This is a genomic window from Agrococcus jejuensis, from assembly GCF_007679035.1.
Lineage (GTDB): Bacteria > Actinomycetota > Actinomycetes > Actinomycetales > Microbacteriaceae > Agrococcus > Agrococcus jejuensis_A.
Genome location: NZ_VEFR01000005.1, coordinates 141,963 through 160,484, shown reverse-complemented (window position 1 = coordinate 160,484; position 18,522 = coordinate 141,963). Strand labels below are relative to the sequence as shown.

16 protein-coding genes are annotated in these 18,522 nt (G+C 72.0%); 4 read left to right on the top strand and 12 right to left on the bottom strand.

The genetic code is table 11. The features are described from left to right. Positions 1–66 precede the first annotated feature (66 nt). Positions 67–1,392 (bottom strand): PhoH family protein, encoded by a 1,326-nt coding sequence (locus FS793_RS14355; RefSeq protein ID WP_260980180.1) that lies wholly within the window; start codon positions 1,390–1,392, stop codon positions 67–69. 559 nt (positions 1,393–1,951) lie between these two features. Next, positions 1,952–2,722, bottom strand: a complete 771-nt coding sequence (gene uppS, locus FS793_RS14350) for a polyprenyl diphosphate synthase (RefSeq protein WP_260980179.1) — start codon at positions 2,720–2,722, stop codon at positions 1,952–1,954. A 73-nt stretch (positions 2,723–2,795) separates the two neighbouring features. Between uppS and trhA the strand changes: the two genes are divergently transcribed. Both trhA and FS793_RS14340 read left to right on the top strand, forming a co-directional pair. Continuing rightward, positions 2,796–3,542: a PAQR family membrane homeostasis protein TrhA gene (gene trhA / locus FS793_RS14345; protein ID WP_144721512.1), complete on the top strand. Its 747-nt coding sequence runs from the start codon at positions 2,796–2,798 to the stop codon at positions 3,540–3,542. A gap of 99 nt (positions 3,543–3,641) precedes the next feature. After that, positions 3,642–4,742 carry a trypsin-like serine peptidase gene (locus FS793_RS14340; protein WP_144721510.1) on the top strand — a complete coding sequence of 367 codons (1,101 nt, stop codon included), beginning with the start codon at positions 3,642–3,644 and terminating at the stop codon, positions 4,740–4,742. A gap of 18 nt (positions 4,743–4,760) precedes the next feature. Here the strand turns inward: FS793_RS14340 and FS793_RS14335 are convergent, their stop codons facing one another. The 8 genes from FS793_RS14335 to FS793_RS14300 form a co-directional block, all read right to left on the bottom strand. Continuing rightward, a complete protein-coding gene (locus tag FS793_RS14335; protein ID WP_186329545.1) occupies positions 4,761–5,237 on the bottom strand; it encodes an FBP domain-containing protein in 477 nt (158 codons plus the stop codon). A 1-nt stretch (position 5,238) separates the two neighbouring features. Beyond that, the gene (gene secA / locus FS793_RS14330; protein ID WP_144721506.1) at positions 5,239–8,106 is read right to left on the bottom strand and encodes a preprotein translocase subunit SecA; all 2,868 of its coding nucleotides are present in this window, start codon (positions 8,104–8,106) and stop codon (positions 5,239–5,241) included. 128 nt (positions 8,107–8,234) lie between these two features. Continuing rightward, entirely contained in the window at positions 8,235–8,870 is a 636-nt protein-coding gene (gene hpf, locus FS793_RS14325) for a ribosome hibernation-promoting factor, HPF/YfiA family (RefSeq protein WP_144721504.1), read from the bottom strand. Positions 8,871–8,981: 111 nt separating this feature from the next. Beyond that, a complete protein-coding gene (locus FS793_RS14320) occupies positions 8,982–9,605 on the bottom strand; it encodes a ComF family protein (RefSeq protein ID WP_186329544.1) in 624 nt (207 codons plus the stop codon). 104 nt (positions 9,606–9,709) lie between these two features. Then, positions 9,710–11,362: an LpqB family beta-propeller domain-containing protein gene (locus FS793_RS14315; protein ID WP_260980194.1), complete on the bottom strand. Its 1,653-nt coding sequence runs from the start codon at positions 11,360–11,362 to the stop codon at positions 9,710–9,712. 2 nt (positions 11,363–11,364) lie between these two features. Further along, positions 11,365–12,969, bottom strand: coding sequence for an MtrAB system histidine kinase MtrB (mtrB, locus tag FS793_RS14310; RefSeq protein ID WP_144721497.1), 1,605 nt, complete (start codon positions 12,967–12,969; stop codon positions 11,365–11,367). A gap of 8 nt (positions 12,970–12,977) precedes the next feature. Next, positions 12,978–13,658 (bottom strand): MtrAB system response regulator MtrA, encoded by a 681-nt coding sequence (gene mtrA, locus FS793_RS14305; protein WP_144721494.1) that lies wholly within the window; start codon positions 13,656–13,658, stop codon positions 12,978–12,980. A gap of 49 nt (positions 13,659–13,707) precedes the next feature. Beyond that, on the bottom strand, positions 13,708–14,994 hold the full coding sequence (locus tag FS793_RS14300) for an MFS transporter (RefSeq protein WP_144721492.1): 1,287 nt from the start codon (positions 14,992–14,994) through the stop codon (positions 13,708–13,710). Between the two features lie 66 nt (positions 14,995–15,060). Here FS793_RS14300 and FS793_RS14295 point away from each other — a divergent pair, with 66 nt between their 5' ends. Both FS793_RS14295 and FS793_RS14290 read left to right on the top strand, forming a co-directional pair. Then, complete coding sequence (locus tag FS793_RS14295) at positions 15,061–15,612, top strand: winged helix-turn-helix domain-containing protein (RefSeq protein ID WP_144721490.1); 552 nt, start codon at positions 15,061–15,063, stop codon at positions 15,610–15,612. A gap of 34 nt (positions 15,613–15,646) precedes the next feature. Further along, positions 15,647–16,027, top strand: a complete 381-nt coding sequence (locus FS793_RS14290) for a hypothetical protein (protein WP_144721488.1) — start codon at positions 15,647–15,649, stop codon at positions 16,025–16,027. Positions 16,028–16,179: 152 nt separating this feature from the next. Here FS793_RS14290 and FS793_RS16320 read toward each other — a convergent pair whose 3' ends face one another. Both FS793_RS16320 and FS793_RS14280 read right to left on the bottom strand, forming a co-directional pair. Next, complete coding sequence (locus FS793_RS16320) at positions 16,180–16,683, bottom strand: biliverdin-producing heme oxygenase (RefSeq protein ID WP_369008508.1); 504 nt, start codon at positions 16,681–16,683, stop codon at positions 16,180–16,182. A gap of 19 nt (positions 16,684–16,702) precedes the next feature. Next, positions 16,703–18,499 (bottom strand): ABC-F family ATP-binding cassette domain-containing protein, encoded by a 1,797-nt coding sequence (locus FS793_RS14280; protein WP_144721484.1) that lies wholly within the window; start codon positions 18,497–18,499, stop codon positions 16,703–16,705. Between the last annotated feature and the right edge of the window lie 23 nt (positions 18,500–18,522).

Below are 18,522 nucleotides of genomic sequence, written 5' to 3'. Positions count from 1 at the left end.
GCCCGCATCCAGCGGATGCGGGCGCTCGGCGTGAGATCGGCTGCGACGGACGGTCTCGCGCTCGACCTAGTGGTCGAGCAGGCTCGTGACGAGGGCGGCGATGCGGCTGCGCTCGCTGCGCATGAGCGTCACGTGGCCGAAGAGCGCGTTGCCCTTCAGGGTCTCGATGACGCTCGCGACGCCGTCGTGGCGTCCGACGCGCAGGTTGTCGCGCTGCGCGACGTCGTGCGTGAGCACGACGCGCGAGTTCTGGCCGATGCGGCTCAGCACCGTCAGCAGCACGTTGCGCTCGAGCGACTGCGCCTCGTCGACGATCACGAACGCGTCGTGCAGCGAGCGGCCGCGGATGTGCGTGAGCGGCAGGATCTCGAGCAGCCCGCGGTCGGCGACCTCGTCGAGCACGTTGTCGGAGACGAGCGCGCCGAGCGTGTCGTAGATCGCCTGTCCCCAGGGGTTCATCTTCTCGTCCTTGTCGCCCGGCAGGTAGCCGAGCTCCTGGCCGCCGACGGCGTACAGGGGGCGGAAGACGATGACCTTCTTGTGCAGGCGACGCTCGAGCACGGCCTCGAGGCCGGCAGCGAGCGCGAGCGCCGACTTGCCGGTGCCCGCCGTGCCGCCGAGGGACACGATGCCGACCTCGTCGTCGAGCAGGAGGTCGATCGCGAGACGCTGCTCGGCCGAGCGGCCGTGCACGCCGAAGACGTCGCGGTCGCCGCGCACGAGCGTCATGACGCCCGGGCCCGTGACGCGGCCGAGCGCCGAGCCGCGCTCCGAGGTGATCACGAGCCCCGTGTTGAGCGGCAGGCCGTCGACCATCGGCGTCGTGAGGCGCTCGTCCTCGTAGAGCGTGGCCATCTCGTCGCCCGACAGCGCGACCTCGGCCGTGCCCGTCCATCCGGACTCCACGGCCTGCTCGGCGAGGTACTCCTCGGCCGCGAGGCCGATCGACGCGGCCTTCACGCGCATCGGCATGTCCTTCGACACGACGCACACGTCGAGGCCGTCGTTCGCGAGGTTGCAGGCGACGGCGAGGATGCGGGAGTCGTTGTCGCCCAGCTGGAGGCCCGAGGGCAGCACGGTCTGGTTCGAGTGGTTGAGCTCGACGCGCAGCGAGCCGCCGCTGTCGGTCGGCACGGGGAAGTCGAGCCGCTCGTGGGCGACGCGGAGGTCGTCGAGGTTGCGAAGCGCCTTGCGAGCGAAGTAGCCGATCTCGGGATCGTGGCGCTTCTTCTCGAGCTCGGCGATGACCACGACCGGGATGACCACGGAATGCTCCGCGAACCGGTGGATGGCGCCGGGATCGGACAGCAGCACGGACGTGTCGAGCACGTAGGTGCGCTGCGCGGTCTGCAGCTGGTCGTCGATCTCGGGGGCGTGGATGGCCTCGGGCACGTGGGCTCCTCACCGACTCGGTCGGAACTTCGGGCGGCCGCCTCCCTTCACGGCGTCGCGGCCGCGGTGGGTCGTCGGGCATGTGCCCGACTGAGGCTGACGCTACGCCCGCCCTCCGACACGGCTCGCAGCGACACGCGGCACGTTCGGCGCGTTCACGGACTCGTAACACCGGGGTCGCAGGCGGCCGGGGATGGGCACCGAGCCAGCTGGCCGTCAAGGCCGCGAGCGCCACCCACCCCATCAGGGTGCCGCCCTCAGCAGCTGGTCGAGGAGGTCCCGAGCCCGAAGGGCGAGGAGCCGTCACGAGACCACGCGACGTGCCTGCTCGACGCGACCCTGCGCGTGGCCGGGCAGGAGCCGCGGTCGCGTGGCCTCGTGACGCGTGCTCGCTGCGCTCGCGCGCTCCTCGACCAGCTGGTGAGGGTCGTCCCTGCCCTTCGTGACCTGCTCCTCCCAGTTGGTCGAGGAGGCCCCCCGAGCGTCAGCGAGGAGCCGCCACGAGACGCCGGGGCCGACCCACCCGGCACCGAGCTGCCGCTCCGACGCGTCCCGCGGGTCAGCGGCCGAAGCGGCGCGAGCGCTGGCCGTAGTCGCGCACCGCGCGCAGGAAGTCGACCTCGCGCATGTCAGGACCGAGCGCCTCCATGAAGTACAGCTCGCTGCGCGCCGACTGCCACAGCATGAAGTCGCTCAGTCGCTGCTCGCCCGACGTGCGGATGACGAGGTCGGGGTCGGGCTGGCCCGTCGTGTAGAGGTGCTGTCCGATGAGCTCGGGGCTCAGCAGCTCGGCGAGCTCGTGGGTCGTGCCGTCGTGGCTCTCGAGGATGCGGCGGATGGCCTCGACGACCTCGTGCCTGCCGCCGTAGCCGACGGCGAGGTTCACCTGCATGCCCGGCGCCTCCCTCGACCGCTCCACCGCGGCGCCGACGGCTGCTGCGAGGTCGGCGGGGAGCGCCGAGGAGGAGCCGACATGGCGGATGCGCCAGCCGGTGCCGGTCGACAGCGCGTCGGCGAGGTCGGCGATGATCGCGCACAGCTCGTCGAGCTCCTCGGCGTCGCGGCTGGCGAGGTTGTCGTGCGACAGCAGGTACAGCGTCACGACCTCGACGCCCAGCTCGTCGCACCACTCGAGGAACTCGTGCATCTTCGCGGCGCCGGCGCGGTGGCCGTGGCCCACGCTGTCGAGCGCGTTGAGCCGAGCCCAGCGACGGTTGCCATCGATGATCATCGCGATGTGCGTCGGCACGGGGCCGCCCGCGAGCTCCCGGCGGAGGCGGCGCTCGTACGCGCGGTACAGGATGCCTGTCCCGCCTCGTCTCGTCGCCACCTCCCCAATGTATGCCCCCTGCGTGCTGCGTCCATCATGGACGAGGCATTGCGTACGTCGTACACTGAAGAGCATGCAGACCGACTCTCCCCGCCGCGACCACGCGGCCCCCGCGTCGAGCGATGCCGAGGCCGAGTCGCTTCCGCACCTCCCGCTCATCGAGGCCGCAGGCGACGCCGTCGCCGCATCCGCACGCGAGGAGAAGCCGTCGTGGCGTGGCTGGATCCACCTCGTCACCGCTCCCCTGGCGCTCGTCGCGGGCATCGTGCTCGTCGCGCTCGCCGACACGACCGGCGGCAAGGTCGCCTCGGCGATCTTCATGGCCACGAGCCTGCTGCTGTTCGGCGTCTCGGCGACGTACCATCGCTTCCACTGGAGCGACCGGGCGCGCCTGGCGCTCAAGCGCCTCGACCACTCGAACATCTTCCTGCTCATCGCCGGCACCTACACGCCCCTCGCGGTGCTCACGCTCTCGACCGAGCAGGCCACCATCCTGCTCTCGATCGTGTGGGGCGGCGCCGCGCTCGGCATCGCCTTCCGCGTGCTGTGGGTCACGGCGCCGCGCTGGCTCTACGTGCCGCTGTACGTCGCGCTCGGCTGGGCCGCCGTCGCGTACCTGCCCGCGATCTACGCCGTGAGTCCCGCGACCGCGATCCTCATCGGCGTCGGCGGCCTCGCCTACACGGTCGGTGCCGTCTTCTACGGCATCAAGCGCCCCAACCCCGTGCCCGGCCACTTCGGCTTCCACGAGCTGTTCCACGCCTGCACCGTCGTCGCGTTCCTCTGCCACTGGACCGCGATCCTCATCGCCGCGATCTGACCTGGGACGGGTGACGCGCAGCGAGCGCGCACCCGGCACCCGGCACCCTCCCGAGCGCGCGGACGTACGATGCATCCGTCCGTCTCGGATGGGAGTCCCATGACCACGCCTCGTCGGGTGCGCGCCATCGTCGTCGCGAGCGCCGCCGCGCTCGCCCTCAGCGGCTGCATCGTCCTGCCCCCGCCCCTGCCGCAGCCGCAGCCGCTGCCGACGACGCAGCAGCCGCAGCCCCAGCCCACGCAGACGGCCGAGCCGACCGAGACGGTCGACCCCAGCCAGTTCGTGCAGCCCGACGAGCCGGTCGCCGACAGCGACCCGACGCCCGAGGACGTCGGCGCCTACTACGCCGGCGAGAGCCCCATCACGAGCGCGGGCTACTCCCCCGACGCCGCGACCGACGTCATCCTGCAGCCCACGCGCGGCACGCCGCTCGTGCAGTCGCAGGCCGGGCTGCCCGACTCGACCGAGGGCGACGAGTACCTGCCCGACGTCGCACCGTCGCTCACGGGCGACCTCATCCAGTCGACCGTCGGCCGGCTCGACATGACCGACGACGAGGGCGGGCAGTACACGTGCTCGGGCACGGTCATCAACGGCGAGACGCAGGACATCGTCATCACGGCCGCGCACTGCGTGTTCAGCGACGACACCCGCACCGAGATGGCATCCATCACGTTCACGCCGGCGTACGACGACGGCGCCGCGCCGTTCGGCGTCTGGGAGGCCGAGGACTGGTGGTACCCCGAGCAGTACATCACCGCCAACGACCGCTGGCTCGACGGCCAGGACGACAACGGCTGGATGGGCTTCGACTTCGCGTTCATGCGCATGGCGCCCGACGCGCAGGGGCGGGAGATCGAAGACGTCGTCGGCGGCCAGGGCGTGAGCTTCCAGGCCGAGACGAACGGCATCGTGTTCGCCGGCTACCCCGGCGACCCCGCTCCGTTCGACGCCGAGGTGCAGCGCTACTGCTCCGACTCGACCATCACCTACGGCGTCGGCGGCGACCCGAACCTGGGCGTCGACTGCGTCATGGGCTCGGGTGCGTCGGGCAGCGGATGGGTGTCGAACGTCGACCCCGCGACGGGCGCCGGGCTCATCGTCGCCGTCTACTCGAACGGCGGCGGCTCCGAGGGCTACGGCCCGCCGCTCGGCGTCACGGCCTACGGCGGCCTCGTGACGCTGCAGTCGGGCGGCTGAGCGCGGCCAGGCGCCGCGTCAGGCCATGACGCGGCGCGTGAACGCGCCGAGCCGCTGCAGCATCGCCTCGCCGCGCTCCTGGATGCGCGACGCGCTCGCCATGTACGGCGGCACGATGCGGATCGAGTGCGAGCACGACAGCGACTCGCAGATGTAGGTGCCGAGCGAGTCGCCCGCGCGACCCTTCTCCCCAGCACGCGGCGCCGTGAAGAGCCGCACCTGCGTCGCGGGCTGCGTCGAGTGGCACAGCGTGCACATCGCCGCGATGCCCGGGCGCAGCGTCGCGGTCGACGACCGCACGACGATGCCGACGGGCTCGCCGCCGAGCCACTGCACGATGTAGCCGAGTCGCGCGGAGTGCGGGCTGCGCCAGCCCAGGTACTCGCGCTCCTCCCAGATCGTCTCGTGCAGACCCGGCATCGTCAGCTGCTCGAGCTGCTGCTCGGTCGCGTTCACGAACGACGACCGGATCTGCTCCTCGGTGAGAGGCCGCACGTCAGCGCTTCTTGCCCTGCGATCGCCGCTGCTGCCGGTTGCCGCTCGGCGCTGCCGGCGTGCCCCCCTCCGCAGGCTCGGACTGCCCGAAGGCACCCTTCTGCGCGGGCTGCGGCCGCACGGGCTGCGCCTTCGGCACCTGACGACGCTGCTGGCGCGACTGACCCTGCGCCTGCGCTGCCGCAGCGGCCGCGGGGTTGCCGGACTTCTGCTTCGCCAGGTTCGTCGCGCCCTGCAGGGTGCGGCCGCGCTGGTCGGAGACCGCCACCTCGCCGTCCTCGTCGGGGGCCGAGTACGTGAGCTTCGACTGGTCGTCCTCGGGCGCGTCGAGCCCGCCTCCCTCGACCGCCGCGGGTGCGCCGGTCGTGGTCTGCTGCACCTTGACGTCGAGGTTGAAGAGGAAGCCGACCGACTCCTCGCGGATCGCCGCCATCATCTGCTGGTAGAGCGTGAAGCCCTCGTTCTGGTACTCGATGACGGGGTCGCGCTGCGCCATGGAGCGCAGGCCGATGCCCTCGCGCAGGTAGTCCATCTCGTAGAGGTGGTCGCGCCACTTGCGGTCGATGACGCTCAGCACGACGCGACGCTCGAGCATGCGCATCGCAGCCTCGGTGAGCGCCTCCTCGCGACGGCCGTAGGCGAGTCGCGCATCCGAGAGCAGCTCGTCGGCGATGAACGACGACGTGAGGCGCGGGCCGGCCTCGGCCACGACCTCGTCGATCGTGATGCCCACCGGGTACATGGTGCGCACCTCGGTCCACAGCGCCTCGAGGTCCCAGTCGTCGGCATGGCCGGCGGAGGTGTGCTCGTCGACGAGCTCCTTGATCGCGGTCTCGAGGAAGCCCTGCACGCGGTCCTGCAGGTCGTCGCCGTCGAGGATGTGCCTGCGGTCGGCGTAGATCGACTCGCGCTGGCGGTTCATGACGTCGTCGTACTTGAGCACGTTCTTGCGCATCTCGGCGTTGCGCGCCTCGATCTGGCCCTGCGCCGAGCGGATCGCGCGGGAGAAGACCTTCGACTCGAGCGGCACGTCGTCGTCCTCGTCGGCGCCGATCGACAGGAAGCGCTGCGCGACGGGGCCGCCGAACAGGCGCATGAGGTCGTCCTGCATCGACAGGTAGAAGCGGCTCTCGCCCGGGTCGCCCTGACGGCCGGAGCGGCCGCGCAGCTGGTTGTCGATGCGTCGCGACTCGTGGCGCTCGGTGCCGAGCACGTAGAGGCCGCCGACCTCGAGCACCTTCGCGGCCTCCTCGGCGACCTCGGCCTTGACCTGCTCGAAGACCTCGTCCCAGACGGCCTCGTACTCGTCGGGCGTCTCGACGGGGCTGAGTCCGCGCTCCTCCATCGCCTGCACGGCGAGGTGCTCGGCGTTGCCGCCGAGCATGATGTCGGTGCCTCGACCGGCCATGTTCGTGGCGACCGTCACGGCGCCGACGCGGCCGGCCTGCGCCACGATCGCAGCCTCGCGCGCGTGGTTCTTGGCGTTGAGCACCTCGTGCCTCACGCCGCGCTTCTTGAGCTGCGTCGAGAGGTACTCGCTCTTCTCGACGCTCGTCGTGCCCACGAGCACCGGCTGGCCGGCCTCGTGACGCTCGACGATGTCGTCGACGACGTGGCGGAACTTGCCCTCGACCGTCGCGTACACGAGGTCGGCGTTGTCCTTGCGCGACATCGGCTTGTTCGTGGGGATGGGCACGACGCCGAGCTTGTAGGTCGACATGAACTCGGCAGCCTCGGTCTCGGCCGTGCCCGTCATGCCCGAGAGCTTGTCGTAGAGGCGGAAGTAGTTCTGCAGGGTGACCGTCGCGACCGTCTGGTTCTCGGCCTTGATCTGCACCCCCTCCTTCGCCTCGATCGCCTGGTGGATGCCCTCGTTGAAGCGGCGGCCCTGCATGATGCGGCCCGTGTGCTCGTCGACGATGAGCACCTCGCCGTTCAGCACGACGTAGTCGGTGTCCTTCTTGAACAGGGCCTTCGCCTTGAGCGCCGTGTTGAGGAACGAGATGAGCGGCGTGTTCGCCGACTCGTAGAGGCTGTCGATGCCGAGCGTGTCCTCGACCTTCTCGATGCCGGGCTCGAGCACGCCGACGGTGCGCTTCTTCTCGTCGACCTCGTAGTCGACGTCGGGCTTGAGGCGCTTGACGATGCGGGCGAACTCGCCGAACCACTTGTTGGCCTCGCCTGCCGCGGGACCCGAGATGATGAGCGGCGTGCGCGCCTCGTCGATGAGGATCGAGTCGACCTCGTCGACGATGACGAAGGCGTGGCCGCGCTGCACCATCGCCTCCTTCTGGTGCGCCATGTTGTCGCGCAGGTAGTCGAAGCCGAACTCGTTGTTCGTGCCGTACGTGACGTCGGCGGCGTACTGCTCGCGCCGCACGTCGGGCGTCTGGCCCGCGACGATGCAGCCGGTCGTCATGCCCAGCGCGCGCAGCACGCGGCCCATGAGCTCGGCCTGGTAGCTCGCGAGGTAGTCGTTGACCGTGACGACGTGGACGCCCGTGCCGGGGATGGCGTTGAGGTAGGCGGCGACGACGGCGACGAGCGTCTTGCCCTCACCGGTCTTCATCTCGGCGATGTTGCCGAGGTGCAGCGCTGCAGCACCCATGATCTGCACGGGGTAGGGGCGCATGCCGAGCGTGCGGCTGGCCGCCTCGCGCACGGCCGCGAACGCCTCGGGCAGCATCGAGTCGAGGGACTCGCCGAGCGCGAACCGCTCGCGGAACTCGTTGGTCTCCTCCGCGAGCTCCTCGTCGGTGAGGTCCGCGAACCCCGACTCGAGGGCATCGACGTCCTTCGCGATCCGCTCGAGGCGTCGCAGGATCCTTCCCTCGCCTGCGCGCAGGACTCGCTCGAAGACGTTCGCCACGGATGTCTCTCCCGTTCGGTGGATGTAACGGTTCGATAACCGAGGGTCCATGCTACCCCGGTCGGTCTGGACGCACGGGCGCCGGCGTCCGCCCTGGGCGGAACGCCGGCGCCGAGGTGCGAGCGGCCTCAGTCGAGGTCGGTCGTCTCGCCCTCGAGCGTGATGACGCCGTACGACCAGCCCTTGCGTCGGTAGACGACGGCGCACTGGTCGGTCTCCGCGTCGACGAAGAGGTAGAACGGGTGGCCCACGAGCTCCATCTGGTCCACCGCCTGCCGCGTCGTCATGCGCTTCGACGGGAACTGCTTGCGACGGATGACGACGGGCGACCACTCCTGCTCGTCCTCGACGATCGGCACCTCGCCGGTCGCGACGGCGGTGAGCACGGCGGCGTCGGCGGGCGTGACGTCGAGCCCGCGGAAGTCGCCGGAGGCGACCTCGCGCACCGAGGCGCGCTTGGCGCCGCGGTCGGTGCGCTTGTCGTGGATGCGGCGTGCCCGCTCCATGAGCTTGTGGAAGGCCGCGTCGAACGCGATGTACTTGTCGGGACCCTCGGCCTCGGAGCGGATCACGCTGCCGGGCACGAGCACGGTGATCTCGACGCGGCCACCTGCGGTGGCGTTCGGATCGGCATGCCGCGACACGCGCATCGCGATCGAGGTGGCACGGGGCAGCAGCAGGCCGATCTTCTCGAGCTTCTCCTCGGCATACGCCTCGAAGCGATCGGTGATGCGAGCCCCTCGGGCGGTGATCTCGACGTCCACGGTGACCTCCAACCTGATAGGGCGATCCGCCCCGGGTCGGTGGCGGAAGCGCCTTGGGTCGGGTCAGCCTATCGGCACGTGCCCGGCCCGTGTCCAGCACGCATCCATGCGTCAGCCATGACGCGGCACCCGCGCGACGACGACCGCCGCGACGACGTGGGCGCCGCCCGCACGGGCTGCGGCCACGGCCTCGCGCAGGGTCGCGCCGGTGGTCGCGACGTCGTCGACGACGACGACGCGAGCGCCATCGATCCTCGGCGCGTCGCGCGTCCTGACGCGGAACGCGGCGCGGTGCAGCCGCGCCTCCCGGCCCTGCCGCTTCTGCTGCCCGTCGGCGACCTGCACGAGCTCGATCCACCGCATCCCGGCCCTGCGCGCGAGCACCCGCACGGGCACGAAGCCACGGCGTCTCGTGCCCTCGCGACTCGCCGGGACGAGCACGACCAGCGGCGTGTCGTCCTCGCCCGACGCGACCTCGTCGACGAGCCGCCGCAGCGTCGACGCGAGCAGCCGCGTCGCCGACCCGCGCCCCTCCTCCTTCGCCGCGAGCACGACGGCGCGCGCGGCGCCGTCGTACGTCGCCGCCCACGCCACGCGCACATCGCCGCGATGCTCGACATGGGTCGTGCCGAACACGGCCGCGCACGCACGGCACACGCCGTGGTCGGGTGCGCCGCAGCCGGCGCACTCGCGCGGCCAGAGCACCCCGAGGGCCTCGCGGATCGATCGATGCATGCCGCCAGCGTGCCCGGGCGCGCCGCCGGCATCGCCGCGCCTGCGCATGGACAGCGTGCGCCGCGACCTGGGGAGCACGCGCGCGCCGTGCGGCGCGGGCGTCGTCAGATCTGCGTCGCCACCAGCTGCACGTCGGCGACCTCGGCAGACGGCTGCCACTGCCCGCCGCGCAGCACGAGCAGCTCGCCCAGGGCCGACCGCGCCCGCAGCACCGCGGACGCGCCGATGCCGCCCGCGAGCTGCGTGATCGCATCCTGCGGCGTCGACAGCTGCTGCGTCGCGCCGCCGACCGTGAGCAGCACGAGCTGCTGCCCGCGATCCTGCGTCGACGACAGCACCGCGATCGACGTGCCCGTCGCCCACGCGACGTCGACGGCCGAGCCCGTCACGAGCGGCATGCGCTGCGGCGACGCGACGCTCACCGGCACGCCGTCCTCGCGCACGATGCCCGCGACCCACGCGGCCGTGCCGCCCGCGACGTCGGTGACGATCGCGATGCGCGCGCCGTCGCGCGACACCTCGACGTCGCGGATCGTGCCCTGCAGGTCGGGCAGCCCGAGCACGATCTCGCGCGCGCCGTCGCTCACGACGATCGCCTGCGTCGCCGCATCCGGCACCCACCACGCCCAGCCTGCCCGGTCGAGCGACGGCGCCACCGTCGCACCCGTGTCGAGCACCACGGGATCGGCGCCCGGCACGAGGCGCAGCACCTGCCCGGAGGCGAGGGCGACCGCGAGACCATCGTCGTCGCGCACCGTCACCGACGTCGCCTCGGCCGCCTCGAGGTCGATGCCCAGGTCGCTCTCGAGGGGCGCACCCCCCTGACCGACGTACGACAGCTCCCCGCCGGCCAGCACGATCGGTCGCGCGTCGACCGATGGCAGGGACGCCTCGGGAGCGTCGCGCGAGGTGGCCGAGTAGCCCTCGACGCCGTCGACGCCCACGACCACCTCCGTGATGCCCAGGCGCACCATCGACTGCTGCAGCTGCAGCGCGAGCATGCTGAGCTCGTCGCTCGACGACTCCTGCACCTGCTCGAACGACACCGTCACCTCGGCGACGTCGTCGTCGAGCACGACGTCGCCGACGCGTACGGCGTCGGCATCCGCCGCCGTGAACACCGCGGGCGCGAGCCACGCGACCGGGCCCGCGAGCGCGGCGTCGACGATCGCCGCCGGCAGGTCGGTGCTCGAGCGCGGGAACCAGCGCACGTCGGGCACGAACGTCGCGCGATCGTCGGCGAACCAGGCGAGCGACTGCGGGTCGAAGAGCCGCTCGAAGCTGAAGCGCGACAGCACGAGGCCGTCGGGCGCCTCGGCGATGCGCCACTCGCCGCGCTCCTCGATGAGCACGAACGTGCGCCGCGCCGTGTCGTCCGCGACGGTCGTGAACGTGCCGTGCTCGTCGACCGTGCCGACCACGTCGATCGTCGCCTCGACCGTCGCCGAGTCGGTCGAGGTGAGCTCCGGCTGCCCGGACCGCAGCGCGACGCCCGCGAGGGGATCCCACGCCGCGCCATCCGCGAGGTAGTCGCGGGCGATCGAGAAGTCGTCGGCGGGGCTGAGCGCGGCCTGCAGGAAGCCCTGCACGATCTCCTCCTGCGACGCGCCGGGCGTCGGGCCCTCCGCGATGAACTCGACGTCGCCGAGGCCCGTGCCCTCCTGCACCTCGCCGGCCGACACCGGCCCCGAGTCGGGCAGGCCCACGCAGCCGACGAGCGCGAGCGCCGCGGCGCCCGCGACCAGCGCCTTCCGCATCCTCACGATCGACCCTCCACGATCTCGATGGCGCCCGTGTCCTCCGGCGGCAGCGCGATGGGCGACACCGCATCGAGCGCGACGCCGCGCGGGATCGTGAGGCGGAACGCCGTGCCCTCGCCGACCCGCGACCACACGTCGAGCACGCCGCCGTGCAGCACGGCGTCCTCCTGGCTGATCGCGAGCCCCAGGCCCGTGCCGCCCGTGCGACGCTGCCGCGACGGGTCGGCGCGCCAGAAGCGGTCGAACACGCGCCCCGCCTCCTCCGCCGACATGCCCACGCCGTGGTCGCGCACCGCGATAGCCACGGCGCCGTGGTTCGAGTCGACCGTCACCGTGATCGCGCGGCCCTCGCCGTGGTCGATCGCGTTGCCGAGCAGGTTCTGCAGGATGCGGCGGATGCGGCGCGGGTCGACCTCGGCGTCGAAGTGCCCACCCGGCGCGACGAGCCGGACGGCGGAGCCGCGCTCCTCGGCGAGCAGGCGCACCGACTCGATCTCGTTCTCCGCGAGCCGCACGACGTTCGTCGGCTCGATCTCGAGCGTCGCGGCGCCGGCGTCGAAGCGCGACATCTCGAGCAGGTCCGAGAGCATGACCTCGAACCGGTCGATCTGCGTGTGCAGCAGCTCCGCGGTGCGCGCCGCGACCGGATCGAGGCTGTCGCGACGGTCGTAGAGCACGTCGCCCGCGAGCCGGATGGTGGTGAGCGGCGTGCGCAGCTCGTGGCTCACGTCGGAGACGAAGCGCTGCTGCAGCGTCGACAGCGCACCCAGGCGCGTGATCTGCGACGACATCGAGTCGGCCATGTGGTTGAACGACCTGCCCAGGCGCGCGAGCACGTCGTCGCCGCGCACCGCCATGCGCTCGTCGAGCCTGCCGCTCGCGAGCTTCGCGCTCGTCGCCGCTGCCTGCTCGACGGGGGCGACGACCATGCGCACGACCACGAGGGTCACGAGCGCCACGAGCGCCAGCAGCGCGACGCCGCCGATCACCATGGTGGTCTGCATGCGCTGCAGCGTCTCCTGCGCCTCCTCGAGGCTGTGCACGATGTAGAACTCGTACTGCCCGGCGCTCGGCACCTCGAGCAGCGTGCCCACGATGAGGCCCGGCGCGGTGCCGTCGGGCGTCGTCAGGCGCACCGACTGGTAGTACGGCTCGCCATCGGATGCCGCGACGCGCTGCCGCAGCTCCGCCGTGAGCAGCGAGTCATCGAAGCCGGCGACGCGCGTGTCGCCGAGATCGACCGCCGACTGCGCCTGGTCGGTGGAGCGCAGCACGGCGTAGGCCGCGAGCGCCGGGTTCGAGATGAAGCCGGCCGCCGACTGCAGCGCGCTCTCCTGCAGCTGCGCGAGCTCGGCCGTCGTCGACGATCCCGCCGCATCCGTGAACACCTGCTGCGCCGCCGTCGTCGCGCGCACCGACTCGAGCACGGCCTCGTCGCGCCGCTGCTCGAAGATGCTCGCACCGATCGAGATCGACATGTAGCCGCCGACGACCGCCATCGCGAGCAGCGACAGCAGCACGCTCGTGGCGACGATGCGCAGCTGCAGCGACTGCCGCCACGACGCGGCGATGCGCTGCGGCAGCGAGCGCCCCACCGCCTGCATCGGCGCGCCTAGGCGGCGACCGCGCCGGCGCGGTAGCCGACGCCGCGCACGGTCGTCACGACGCGCGGCTCGTCGGGGTCGAGCTCGACCTTCGACCGGAGGCGCTGCACGTGCACGTTCACGAGGCGCGTGTCGGCCTTGTACTGGTAGCCCCAGACCTGCTCGAGCAGCATCTCGCGGCTGAAGACCTGCGCGGGCTTCGACGCGAGCGTGACGAGCAGGTCGAACTCGAGGGGCGTGAGCTGGATGCGGTCGGCGCCCCGACGCACCTCGTGCCCGGGCACGTCGATCGTGAGGTCGGAGACCTGCAGCGTCGTCTGCTCGGGCTCGCGACCGGGACGCAGGCGCGTGCGGATGCGCGCGACGAGCTCCTTGGGGTTGAAGGGCTTGACGATGTAGTCGTCGGCGCCCGCCTCGAGGCCGCGCACGACGTCGGTCGTCTCGCCCTTCGCCGTGAGCATGATGATGGGCGTGCCCGACTCGGCGCGGATGAGCTGGCAGATCTGGATGCCGTCGAGCCCGGGCAGCATGAGGTCGAGCAGCACGAGGTCGGGCTGCACGGTGCGGAACCGGTCGAGCGCGTCGATCCCGTCGGGGCAGAACTCGAGGTCGAAGCCCTCGGCACGCAGCACGATGCCGATCATCTCCGCCAGGGCGGTGTCGTCGTCGACGACCAGGATCGTGGGCATCGGGCTCCTCTCGCCGGGCCACGATACCCGAGGGAGGCTCAGCGTCGGCTCACCGCGCGGCGTCGCCCGGTGCGACCTCCGCGGGCTGCTCCTGCGCATCCGCGAGCCGCGTTGGCAGCGCCCGCATCGTGCGGAATCGGCTGAGCAGGAACGGCGGGATCGCGAGCGCGCCCACCGCCACGCCGATCCACATGGCCTCGACGGTGCCGAGCGCGGTGCCGAGGCCGCCTGCGACGAGCGCGCCGATCGGCATGACGCCCCACACGACGGTGCGGATGGAGGCGTTCATGCGGCCGAGCAGGGGCTTGGGGCACAGTCGCTGGCGTGCGGTGACCTGCACGATGTTGAAGACGAGCACCGTGAAGCCGAAGATGGCCTCGCCCACCATGAGCAGTGCGACGGCGGCGTCGGGCACGAGCACCGCGAGCGGCAGGAGCGATGCCGAGACGGCGAAGACGACGGTCGACCACGTGATGGCCGGGCCCTCGCCGATCGCCCTGGCGATGCGCGTCGCGAGCAGCGAGCCGGCGAGGCCGCCGATCGCGCCGACCGACATGATGACGCCGAACAGGAAGGCGTCGATGCCGAGGATCCGCAGGATCGCGATGGGCAGCAGGGTGTAGACGATGATCGAGCCGAGGTTCGACAGCGCGACGGTGGCGACGACGCGGCGCAGCAGGTCGTTGCCCGCGACGAAGCGGATGCCCTCCCCGATCTCCACGAAGAGGTTGCGGCGCTCGTGCCTGGGGCGCACGACCTCGCCGTCGCGGATGCCCGAGAGCGCGAGCGCCGAGACGAGGAAGCCCGCGACGTTGGCGAGCAGCACGACGGGTGCGGCGAGGAGGCCGAGCAGGCCGCCCGCGATGGCGGGCCCGCCGAGCCGCATGGTCTGCGCCGTCGCCTCGAGCACCCCGTTGGCGTCGCCGACGTGGTCGTCGTCGACGAGCACGGGCACGAACGACTGGTAGCCGACGTCGAAGAACACCGTCGCGATGCCCACGACGCCGCCGACGACCACGAGGTGCCAGATCTCGAGGTGCCCGAGGATCGCGAGCAGCGGGATGACCGCGACTGCTGCGGCGCGCACGAGGTCGGCGACGATCATCACGTGGCGCTTGCGCATGCGGTCGAGCCACGCGCCGGCCGGCAGGCCGACGAGCAGGAAGGCGGCCGTCTGCGCGGCGCCCAGGAAGCCCATCTCGGCATCGGTCGCCTGCAGCATCGTGACGGCGATGATCGGCATCGCGATGCCCGCGAGCTGCGCACCGAGCTGGCTCGTGCCCTCGCCCGCCCACAGCAGCGTGAACCCCGGCTGCCTCCACACGCTGCGTCTCATGTCGTCGATGATGACACACTGATTGGGCTTTCCCAATGACTCGCCGCCGTCTGCCACGATGGGGTCGTGAGCGAGCCCAGCACGACGCCCGTCCCCGAGGCAGCGGACGCCTCGCTCGAGGCCCGCGCGAAGGCGCTCGGCTCCCCCATCCGCTGGCGCATCCTGCGTCTGTGCCTGCACGAGCCGCGCACGAACCGCGAGCTCGCCGCGCTGCTCGACCGCAACCCGGCGACGATGCTCCACCACGTGCGCACGCTCGTCGACGCCGGCTACCTCGCGCCGCAGGAGGCACGCCGCGGCACGCGCGGCGCCCGCGAGATCCCGTACCTCGCCACGCGGCTCACATGGACGGAGGACGAGCAGACGTCGACGTCCGACGTGCTCGTGCGCACGTTCCTCCAGGAGATCGAGGGCCTGCCCGCCGACGACGTCGGCATCATGCGCGCCGGCCTGCGCCTGTCGCAGGACGAGCTGGAGGAGTACTGGCGTCGCACCGAGGAGATCGTCAGGGACCTCATGGCCCGCCGCGAGGCCGAGCCCGACGTCGAGCGCACGTCGTGGGGCGTGTTCCTGGCCGTGCACCCCGACCGGCAGCAGGACGGGCCGGCGGCGAAGTGAGGTCGCGCACAGGACGGCATGATCGACTCGCGCCGTGACCGCGAACGAGGCTGGGCGACGTCGGCGAGGCATCGCCGCACGCGTCGCGACGATCGTCGCGGTGCTCGGACTCCTGTACGGATGCCACGTCGTGCGCCTGGAGATCGGGCGCACCGAGGGCGACGTTCCGCCGGCCTCCGCGCTGGCCCTCCCGCCGGGTACCGTCGTCGTCGCGACCGACTCGATGTGCGCCTCGGGCGGGTGCTGGCGTTGGCTCGAGGTGACACCGGCCGAGGGCACGACGCCACCCGCGCTCATGGAGGCGCTCGGCACGACGCCGGACAGACGACTGCCCGGATCGATCGTCGATCCGCGCTCGATCGTGGTGCACGCCGTCGTCGACGACGACCGGGTCGGGATCACGATGTCGTACTGAGGCAGCACGGGTGACCATCCGATCCCCGGCTGGCACGGAGCCATCGTCGGCGCTCGCGGACCATCGCGGCCTGCAGGAGATGTGCACGTGCGCGGGCCGGCAGATTCCTCTGGGGCGCTGCCCGCCCGCGCACGTGCACATGCCTCCTGCGCCTACGCGGCGTCGCGCGCCTGCGTGATCGTCCAGAGGGCGTCGAAGATGCCCGCGTTCAGCTGGAAGGCGTGCTTCGCCTCCGAGACGAGACGCTCCTCGTCGGCCGCGTCCCACGGCATGCCGTCGAGCGCCGCGCGGTAGGCGCGACGGATCGGCACGGGGCCGCCCGCCGACGCGAAGTCGTAGAACGAGACGTGCTCGTCGCCCGCGCCGAAGTGGCGCTTGAGCATCGTCGCGATGACCTGGCCGCAGGAGATGTCGCCGAGGTAGCGCGTGGAGTGGTGCGCCGTGAACGCCGGAGCGTCGTCGCGCACCGACAGCACGCGCGCGACGTACGCCTCCGTCGCCGGCAGGACGGGCACGCCCGCCGTGCCGCCGAGCGCCTCGAGGTCGGCGCGGATCGCGTCGGACCGGTCGAGGTTCCGATCGGCGAGGAAGGCGGGGTCGCCCGTCTGCGGCATGCGCGACTCCATCGCCCGGTAGACGGGCTCGAGCTGCGCCAGGTAGAGGCGGTGGTCGACCTCAGCCCTCCAGGCGGTCCGCGGCCTCCAGCCACGCCTCCTCGAGCTCCGCGAGCCGCTCCTCGACCTCGCCGAGCTCGCGCTGCATCGCCAGCAGCCGGTCGTAGTCGCTCTGGTCGACGACCGCGAAGTCGGCCAGCAGCGCCTCGCGCTGCTGCGTCGCCTTCTGCACGCGGCGCTCGAGGCTGCGCACCTCGAGCTCGAGCTGTCGCCGCTCGGCACCCGAGATGCGCTCGCGCGAGGGTGCGCCGCCCTGCGCATCCATGGGCGACGCCGCCCTCCCCCGCAGCGATGCCGCCTCGGCCTCGATGCGGAGGTACTCGTCGACGCCGCCGGGCAGGTGCTGCAGCCGGCCGTCGACGACCGCGCGCTGCTGGTCGGTCACGCGCTCGATGAGGTAGCGGTCGTGGCTCACGACGATGAGGCAGCCGGCCCACGAGTCGAGCAGGTCCTCGAGCGCCGCGAGCATGTCGGTGTCGAGGTCGTTCGTCGGCTCGTCGAGGATGAGCACGTTCGGCTCGTCGAGGATGATGAGCAGCAGCTGCAGGCGACGCCGCTGCCCGCCGGAGAGGTCGCGGATGGGCGTGGAGAGCTCGTCGGACTGGAACCCGAGGCGCTCGAGCAGCTGCCCGGGCGTCATCTCCTCTCCTCCCGAGCCGTACGACGAGCGGAGGCGCCCGACGACGGTGCGCACCGGCTCGTGCTCGACGTCCTGCAGCTCGGCGAGCTCCTGGCTGAGCTGCGCGACCTTCACCGTCACGCCGCGCTTCACGCGGCCGCTCGTCGGCGCGAGCTCGCCCGAGATGAGCTGCAGCAGGGTCGACTTGCCCGCGCCGTTGCGGCCGAGGATGCCGGTGCGCTCCCCCGGTGCGATGAGCCACGTGATGTCGTCGAGCACCGACCGCTCGCCGAACGAGACCGACACGTCCTGCAGGTCGACGACGTCCTTGCCGAGGCGCGTGACGGCGAGCTGCGCGAGCGCGATGCGGTCGCGCGGCTCGGGCACGTCCTCGATGAGCTGCGTCGCCGCGTCGATGCGGAACTTCGGCTTCGCCGTGCGCGCCGGCGCGCCCCGCCGCAGCCACGCGAGCTCCTTCTTCATGAGGCTCTGGCGCTTCGCCTCGGTGACCCGCGAGACGCGGTCGCGCTCGACGCGCTGCAGGATGTAGGCCGCGTAGCCACCCTCGAACGGCTCGACGATGCCGTCGTGCACCTCCCACGTGTCCGTGCAGACCGCATCGAGGAACCACCGGTCGTGCGTCACGACGGCGAGCGCGCCTCTGCCGCTGGCAAGGCGGCGCACGAGGTGGTCGGCGAGCCAGGCGATGCCCTGCACGTCGAGATGGTTCGTGGGCTCGTCGAGCAGCAGCACGTCCCAGTCGCCCGCGAGCAGGCGAGCCAGCGCGACGCGGCGGCGCTGGCCGCCCGAGAGCGACGCGATCGTCGCATCCCACGGCACGTCGCCCGCGAGGCCCGCGACGATCTCGCGGATGCGGGCGTCGCCCGCCCACTCGTGCTCCTCGCGGTCGCCGACGATCGTCGCGCCCACGGTGCCCTCGTGGTCGAGCACGTCGCGCTGGTCGAGCATGCCCACGCGCAGGCCGCCGCGGTGCGTCACGCGCCCGTCGTCGGGTGCGAGCGTGCCGGCGAGCAGCCGCAGCAGCGTGGACTTGCCGTCGCCGTTGCGGCCGACGACGCCGATGCGATCGCCATCGTCGACGCCGAGCGAGATGCCGTCGAAGATGACGCGGTTGGGATGCGCGAGCCGGATGCGCTCGGCGCTGAGGAGATGTGCCATGTCCTCCCCAGCGTAGGCGCGGG